The organism is Mycoplana sp. 10N416, from assembly GCF_056394765.1.
The window spans coordinates 620,257-627,500 of record NZ_JBFTIM010000002.1 but is presented as its reverse complement, the minus strand read 5'-3'; the positions used below and the strand labels follow the sequence as shown (position 1 = coordinate 627,500).

At 64.7% G+C, this 7,244-nt stretch carries 6 protein-coding genes (1 of these 6 running past the window's edge); 4 read left to right on the top strand and 2 right to left on the bottom strand.

What is annotated here, in order from left to right:
* The 3 genes from hrpB to AC1DDS_RS07170 form a co-directional block, all read left to right on the top strand.
* Positions 1 to 1,465 carry the 3' portion of an ATP-dependent helicase HrpB gene (hrpB, locus tag AC1DDS_RS07180; RefSeq protein WP_477478261.1) on the top strand. It extends 995 nt beyond the left edge of the window, so 1,465 of the gene's 2,460 nt are visible here — the last part of the coding sequence; the start codon falls outside the window, past its left edge; its stop codon occupies positions 1,463 to 1,465.
* 52 nt (positions 1,466 to 1,517) lie between these two features.
* On the top strand, positions 1,518 to 2,816 hold the full coding sequence (locus AC1DDS_RS07175) for an ActS/PrrB/RegB family redox-sensitive histidine kinase (RefSeq protein ID WP_477478238.1): 1,299 nt from the start codon (positions 1,518 to 1,520) through the stop codon (positions 2,814 to 2,816).
* Between the two features lie 74 nt (positions 2,817 to 2,890).
* The gene (locus tag AC1DDS_RS07170; RefSeq protein ID WP_310414262.1) at positions 2,891 to 3,478 is read left to right on the top strand and encodes an ActR/PrrA/RegA family redox response regulator transcription factor; all 588 of its coding nucleotides are present in this window, start codon (positions 2,891 to 2,893) and stop codon (positions 3,476 to 3,478) included.
* An 11-nt stretch (positions 3,479 to 3,489) separates the two neighbouring features.
* Here the strand turns inward: AC1DDS_RS07170 and AC1DDS_RS07165 are convergent, their stop codons facing one another.
* A complete protein-coding gene (locus AC1DDS_RS07165) occupies positions 3,490 to 4,011 on the bottom strand; it encodes an MmcB family DNA repair protein (protein WP_477478237.1) in 522 nt (173 codons plus the stop codon).
* A gap of 234 nt (positions 4,012 to 4,245) precedes the next feature.
* On the opposite strand from AC1DDS_RS07165, the gene AC1DDS_RS07160 reads away from it, so the two are divergent.
* Positions 4,246 to 4,914, top strand: coding sequence for a L,D-transpeptidase (locus AC1DDS_RS07160; protein WP_477478236.1), 669 nt, complete (start codon positions 4,246 to 4,248; stop codon positions 4,912 to 4,914).
* 95 nt (positions 4,915 to 5,009) lie between these two features.
* On the opposite strand, the gene AC1DDS_RS07155 is transcribed toward AC1DDS_RS07160, so the two are convergent.
* Entirely contained in the window at positions 5,010 to 7,178 is a 2,169-nt protein-coding gene (locus AC1DDS_RS07155; RefSeq protein ID WP_477478235.1) for a malate synthase G, read from the bottom strand.
* Positions 7,179 to 7,244 lie beyond the last annotated feature (66 nt).

The following is a 7,244-nucleotide window of genomic DNA, read 5'->3' as shown; positions in this document are numbered from 1 at the left end:
GGAGCCCGGCATCGCCGTCAGGCTCTGGCACGCCGGCCAGACCGCGGCGCTGCCCGCCTTCACCCCGCCGCAGATCCTGGCGAGCGACCTGTCCGGCTTCGTACTCGACTTGGCGCAATGGGGTGTGAGCGATCCTTCGGCGCTCCGCTTCATCGACCAACCGCCCGCCAGCAGTTTCGAGGAGGCCCGGGCGCTGCTGCGACTGCTGGGAGCAATCGACGGCAGCGGCGGCTTGACGGCGGTCGGCCGGCGGATGCGCGCGCTGGCATTGCCGCCGCGGCTGGCGGCCATGGCGATCGAAGCGGCAGGCGCAGGGCACGGCAGGGATGCGGCACAGCTTGCGGTGCTGCTGACCGAACAAGGCCTGGGCGGAACGTCGATCGACCTCGAGGAGCGCCTGCGGCGATTCAAGGCCGAGCGCGGCGAGCGGGCCGAGGCATCGCGCAAGCTTGCCGCACGCATCGCTGCGGCTGCCGGGCCGGCCGTGCCGGAGTCCCCGGCGCAACCCGGCACGCTGCTGATGCATGCCTTCCCGGACCGGATTGCCCTGCAACGGGGCGGTCGCGGGCGCTTCGTCATGGCGAACGGTCGCGGCGCGGAGCTTCCGGAAACCGAAGCCCTTGCCGGCAGCCCGATGCTGGTGATCGCCGACCTGACCGGCCAGGCAGGGCGGCAACGCATCCTGGCGGCGGCACAAGTCAGCCGCGCGGACGTCGAGGCGGACATGGGCCACGACATCGTCCGCGAGGAGCAATGCGTGTTCGACCCGGCAAGCCGGCAGGTGCGGGCACGCAGGGTGACACGTCTCGGCGCGCTCGTCTTCGACGAGACGCCGCTGCCGCGGCCAACCGGCGCCAAGGCGGCCCAGGCGCTGGCCGACGGCGTGCGCCAACTCGGCCTTCAGGTGCTGCCCTTCTCCAAATCCGGCGGCCAGTTGCGCGAGCGGATCGGTTTCCTGCACCGAAGCGTGGGCGACCCCTGGCCGGACACCGGCGACGATGCGCTGCTCGCCCGGCTCGACGAGTGGTTCACTCCGTTCCAGGAGCAGACGCGCGGCCTGGACGACATAACCCCCGCCAGCCTGTCGGACGGGCTGATGGCGCTGGTGCCCTATGAGGTGCAACGTGATCTCGACCGCCTGGTGCCGACCCACTTCGAGGCCCCGACCGGCCAACGGCATCCGATCCGCTACGACGGCGCCGAGCCGACACTGGCGATCCGCGTGCAGGAACTGTTCGGGCTGAGGCAGCATCCGACGGTCGCCGGCGGGCGTTTGCCGCTGCTTCTCGAACTGCTTTCGCCAGCACATCGGCCGATCCAGACGACACGCGATCTCGCCGGGTTCTGGGCAGGCTCCTGGAAGGACGTGCGTGCGGACATGCGGGGGCGCTATCCGCGCCATCCCTGGCCGGAGAACCCGGCCGACGCCGCCCCGACGACACGGGCGAAGCCGCGTGGTACATGACCGTAGAACAGCGTCCGGCGTGACACCGCAGCAGCAACGAGACCAAGTGGCCATGACCCAACCCGATATTGCCGATATCAGCCCCAGCCAACGCCTGCGACTGGAAACCCTGATCCGGCTGCGATGGCTCGCGGTCGCCGGGCAGTCGATCACCGTCATCGTGGTGACCTTCTGGCTCGGTTTCCCGCTTCCGCTTGTGTGGTGTTCGGTGCTGATCGCGTTGCTTGCGACCGTCAACTTCTATCTCGCCGTGCGCTATTCGCCGGCGCACCGGCTCACGCCGGCGGCGGCGCTCACGTTGCTCGCCTTCGACCTTGGGCAACTGATGGCACTGCTCTTCATGACCGGCGGGCTTGTCAACCCGTTTGCGCCCCTGATCTGCGTACCGGTGATCATCTCGTCTTCGGCCCAGCCGATCCGCTACAGCCTGGTCCTCGCGGTCCTGGCTGTCGCCGGCATCACGGCACTCGCCTTCACGCCGTTTCCCCTGCCCTGGTTCCCGGGAACCCTTCTCGTCGTGCCGCCGATCCTGACGGCCGGGTTCTGGATCGCAATCGTCTCCACGACGGCCTTTGCCGCCTTCTACTCCTATCGCGTCTCGCTGGAGGCGTCGGAGCTTTCGGATGCGCTCGCTGCCACCGAACTCGTGCTGCAGCGCGAGAAACACCTGTCGCAACTGGACGGACTTGCCGCCGCTGCCGCACACGAGCTCGGAACGCCGCTCGCCACCATCAGCGTCGTCGCCAAGGAGATGCAGCGCGAGCTTGGCGAGGATCCCCGCTTCGGCGAGGATGTCCAGTTGCTGCGCAGCCAGAGCGAGCGATGCCGCGATATCCTGCGTCGGTTGACGACGCTTTCGGCCGAGGACGAGGAGCACATGCGGCTGCTGCCGCTTTCCTCCCTGCTGGAAGAGGTCATGGCACCGCATCGCGAATTCGGGATCAAGCTGACACTCATCGAGGAAAGCGAACGCGCCGGTGAACCGATCGGCCATCGCAATGCCGGCATTCTCTACGGGCTCGGCAACCTGCTGGAGAACGCGGTCGACCACGCACGGGAGGAGGTCACCGTCACGGTCAGCCATACAGCCGACCGGGTGAAGCTGGTGATCGAGGACGACGGCGAGGGCTACGCGCCCGATATCCTGCTCCGGATCGGCGAACCCTATGTGACGAAGCGGAACCGCGACGAGCGCGCCGGCGGTCTCGGTCTCGGCCTGTTCATCGCCAAGACGCTGCTTGAGCGTTCGGGCGCACGGTTGGCCTTCGGCAACCGGCGGGGCGGGGCGCCGGGGGCGCGGGTGGAGGTCGAATGGCCACGAGCGCGCATGGATGTGAAGCTGGCAAAATGACTTTACCCCTCGCCCTGAACCGTTCATAAGAAAATGGACGGAAAACAAGGAAAAATCAGCGCGGAATTGCGAAAATGACAGAGAAGATCGATACGCCTGCACTCGGACCGGACGCAAGCGACGCCGAATATATCGGCCCCGACCGGTCGCTCCTGATCGTTGACGACGATGCCCCCTTCCTCAGGCGGCTGGCACGCGCCATGGAGGCCCGCGGCTTCTCCGTCGACGTCGCCGAATCCGTCGCCGAAGGCATTGCAAAGGCCAAGGGCGCGCCCCCGAAGTACGCTGTCGTCGATCTGCGGCTCGGCGACGGCAGCGGCCTCGACGTGATCGCCGCGATCCGCCAGCGCCGTGACGACACGCGCATCATCATGCTGACCGGCTACGGCAATATTGCAACCGCGGTGAATGCCGTGAAGCTTGGCGCGGTCGACTATCTGGCAAAACCAGCCGACGCAGACGACATCTTTTCGGCTCTGACCCAGAAGCCGGGTGAAAAGGCGGAACTGCCGGAAAACCCGATGTCTGCCGACCGAGTCCGTTGGGAACATATCCAGCGCGTCTACGAGATGTGTGATCGCAACGTTTCCGAAACGGCGCGCCGACTCAACATGCACCGGCGCACGCTGCAGCGCATTCTCGCCAAGCGCGCCCCCAAGTAGACGCGAATCGCTCAGTCGAGATCGCCGGAAACGATTGCGGCCATCTCGGCGCCTTGATCGTTTCGATCCGTCAGAAATTCGGCCTGTAGCAGCCGGCCTGCAGCGATCCGTGCAAAGGCGAATGTGACCGACTTGCGGGTCGGCGCCGCAAGTCTGTGCTCCGGCGCGTCACGGATCACGTGTGCCCCATACCCGTCCGAGACGATCAATCCGCAATCCTCCGGAAAAATGTCCAGCGGCACGCCCCGATGGGTGGCAAAGAAGAGCCGATCGCAATGGGCGCGATAGTCCGGCCATTTCCGGTCGACGCGATAATCCTCGATCGACGTCTTGATCTCGACGATCCAGATCTCGTTCTTCGGTGACAGGCTGATGAGATCGGCGCGCCGTCCGCTCGCAAGCGTCATCTCCGCCAGCACCGCATAGTTCAGCTCGGCAAAGAGGCGTTGGACCCCGCGCCGGACCATCATCGCCCGTTCGGACTGCCGGCCGTCGGCAAGCGGGTTGTCATTGTGCAGCGATACGATCGTCATGGCGGGCCTTCAGCGAAATGCAATTTCAACACCATAGCAGATGGTATCGGATCGCGCCTCAACCGGCTGCCGTTTCGGGATTGTTGCAAAAAAGCAATCCCCCCGCTTTTTGCTGTTGCACAACCGCGAGCGCCGGGCTGCGCGCTTGCAAAATCCGCGGATTCGCAAATAAAACCGTCTCGACAAACGTCCGGATATCCTGGAACGTTTCATCCCCTAGTTGAAGAGAATTCGATGCGCCTCCGCACTGCCCTGCTTCTATGTGGCCTTGCAGCGTCCACGACGCTTGCCGCATGCTCGTCCGTCCCCTCCTCCGCTCCGATCATTGGCGAGAAGGTCGCAACGAACCAGATCTTCACCTCCGGTTACGGTCCGGTCGAGGATCACGGCTACGCACTGCCGGCAATTCCGATCCAGCGCGTGGATTCGAAGTTCCATCGCCAGATCGTCGACTACAAGACCAGCGAGAAGCCGGGTACGATCGTCGTCAACACACCGACCCGCTTTCTTTATTTCGTGCTGCCGGGCGGCAAGGCCGTTCGTTACGGCATCGGCGTCGGCAAGCAGGGCTTTGCCTGGGAAGGCGAGGCCTACATCGCCTGGAAGCAGGAATGGCCGATGTGGCATCCGCCGGAGGAAATGGCGCAGCGCAAGCCGGATGTGGCGAAGTACGTCAAGGAAGGCATGAAGCCGGGCCTGACGAATCCGCTCGGTGCACGTGCGCTCTATCTCTTTAACGACAAGGGCCAGGACACGCTGTTCCGGGTGCATGGTACGCCGGAATGGGCCTCGATCGGCACCGCCGCGTCCTCGGGCTGCATCCGCATGATCAACCAGGACATCATCGACCTCTATAGCCGTGTCCGTCCGGGCAAGGGCTCGCGCGTGGTCGTGCAGCAGTAACGACTGGTAACAGTCTCCAATGGAAAAGCCGCCGGGATCGACCGGCGGCTTTTTCGTTTTGTCATCACGGCTGCCGAAGCTGCAGCCGCGCAGAATCAGACCGCGCGCGCGGCCTTCAGCTCGCGGCGACGGCGGTGCAGCACCGGCTCGGTATAGCCGTTCGGCTGCTCACGCCCCTTCAGCACCAGTTCACAGGCTGCCTGGAAGGCGATCGAGCCATCGAGGTCCGCGGCCATCGGCGTGTAGAGCGGATCGCCGGCATTCTGCTCGTCGACGACGGCAGCCATGCGCTTCATGGTTTCGACGATCTGCGTCTCGGTCACGACACCGTGGTGCAGCCAGTTGGCCATGTGCTGGGCCGAGATGCGCAGCGTCGCGCGGTCTTCCATCAGACCGACATTGTTGATGTCCGGCACCTTCGAGCAGCCGACGCCCTGATCGACCCAGCGCACGACATAGCCGAGAATGCCTTGTGCGTTGTTGTCGAGTTCGCGCTGGATCTCCTCCGGCGTCCAGTTCGGTCGGGTGGCTACCGGCACCGACAGGATGTCGGAGAGCTTCGCCCGCGGGCGGCTCTTCAGCCCCGCCTGGATCGAAGCGACATTGATCTTGTGGTAGTGCGTGGCATGCAGGGTCGCCGCCGTCGGCGACGGCACCCAGGCGGTGTTGGCGCCCGCCTTCGGATGGGTGACCTTCTGCTCGAGCATCGCCGCCATCAGGTCGGGCATCGCCCACATGCCCTTGCCGATCTGCGCATGGCCGGACAGGCCGCATTCGAGGCCGATGTCGACGTTCCAGTTCTCATAGGCGGAGATCCAGGCGGCCTGCTTCATGTCGCCCTTGCGGATCATCGGGCCGGCTTCCATCGAGGTGTGGATCTCGTCACCGGTCCGGTCGAGGAAGCCGGTGTTGATGAAGAAAACCCGCTCCTTCGCCGCGCGGATCGATTCCTTGAGGTTGACGGTCGTGCGTCGCTCCTCGTCCATGATGCCCATCTTGATCGTGTTCGGCGCGAGCCCGAGTGCAGCTTCGACGCGCGCAAAAATCTTGCTGGCGAAAGCTACCTCCTCCGGTCCGTGCATCTTCGGCTTCACGACATAGATCGAGCCGGCGCGTGAATTCATCCGCCGGCCGTTCGCACCAACGTCGTGCAGCGCAATCAGCACCGTCACCATCGCATCCATGATGCCTTCCGGCACCTCGCGTCCATCCTTGTCGAGGATCGCCGGGTTGGTCATCAGATGGCCGACGTTGCGCACCAGCATCATTGAGCGGCCGGGCAGCGTCAGGGCAGAACCGTTCGGTGCCGTATAGGCCGGATCCGGATTCAGCTTGCGCGTGAACGTCTTGCCGCCCTTGGCGACCTCTTCCGCCAGGTCGCCCTTCATCAGGCCAAGCCAGTTGCGATAGACGACGACCTTGTCGGCTGCATCGACGGCTGCGACCGAATCCTCGGCATCCATGATCGTCGTCAGCGCCGCTTCGATGCGGACGTCCGAAATATGCGCCAGGTCGCCGCGGCCGATTTCGGTGGACGCATCGATGACAATCTCGATGTGAAGGCCATTGTTGCGCAGCAATATCGCGCGCGGCGCCGAGGATTCTCCCACATGGCCGGCAAATTTCTCCGGTGACTTCAGCCCGACTTCACCGCCGGAAAGGCCGACTTTCAGCGCGCCGTCCCGGATGGCAAAGGAACGCGCTTCGCTCCAAGCGGCGCCGGCAAGCGGGACGCTTTCGTCGAGGAATGCACGGACCCAGGCGATGACCTTTTCGCCGCGCTTCGGATTGTAGGCCTTGCCCTTTTCCGCACCGTCCGTTTCCGGAATCGCGTCGGTGCCGTAGAGCGCGTCGTAGAGCGAGCCCCACCGCGCATTGGCGGCGTTAAGCGCGTAGCGGGCGTTCATGACGGGAACGACGAGCTGCGGTCCCGCCATCGTCGAAATCTCCGGATCGACATTGGTCGTCGTCACCACGAAATCGGGCCCTTCCGGCTGGATGTAGCCGATGTCCCTCAGAAAGGCTTCGTAAGCACCCAGGTCGGTCGGCGCGCCGTTCGCCTTGTACCAGGCGTCAAGCTGCTCCTGGAGCCGGTCACGCTTTTCGAGCAGTGCCCGGTTCTCCGGCGCCAGCGCCTCTACGATCGCAGCGAACTCCGAGAAATAGCGGCCTGCATCGACGCCGGTTCCCGGAAGTGCCTCCTTGACGATGAAATCCAGCAGTTCCTGATCGAACGAAAGTCCGTTTTTCTCGGTGTAACCCATCTCGTGCACTCCGGATTGCGGAACCCTTCTGGTCCCGTGAATGCTGCCACTTTCCAGACCTGTCAT

What these genes read in the sequence shown, in the direction of transcription:
- AC1DDS_RS07175 (WP_477478238.1), top strand. Translation starts at nt 1,518, where the DNA reads ATGACCCAACCCGATATTGCCGATATCAGCCCCAGCCAACGCCTGCGA.
- AC1DDS_RS07170 (WP_310414262.1), top strand. Translation starts at nt 2,891, where the DNA reads ATGACAGAGAAGATCGATACGCCTGCACTCGGACCGGACGCAAGCGAC.
- AC1DDS_RS07165 (WP_477478237.1), bottom strand. Translation starts at nt 4,011, where the DNA reads ATGACGATCGTATCGCTGCACAATGACAACCCGCTTGCCGACGGCCGG.
- AC1DDS_RS07160 (WP_477478236.1), top strand. Translation starts at nt 4,246, where the DNA reads ATGCGCCTCCGCACTGCCCTGCTTCTATGTGGCCTTGCAGCGTCCACG.
- AC1DDS_RS07155 (WP_477478235.1), bottom strand. Translation starts at nt 7,178, where the DNA reads ATGGGTTACACCGAGAAAAACGGACTTTCGTTCGATCAGGAACTGCTG.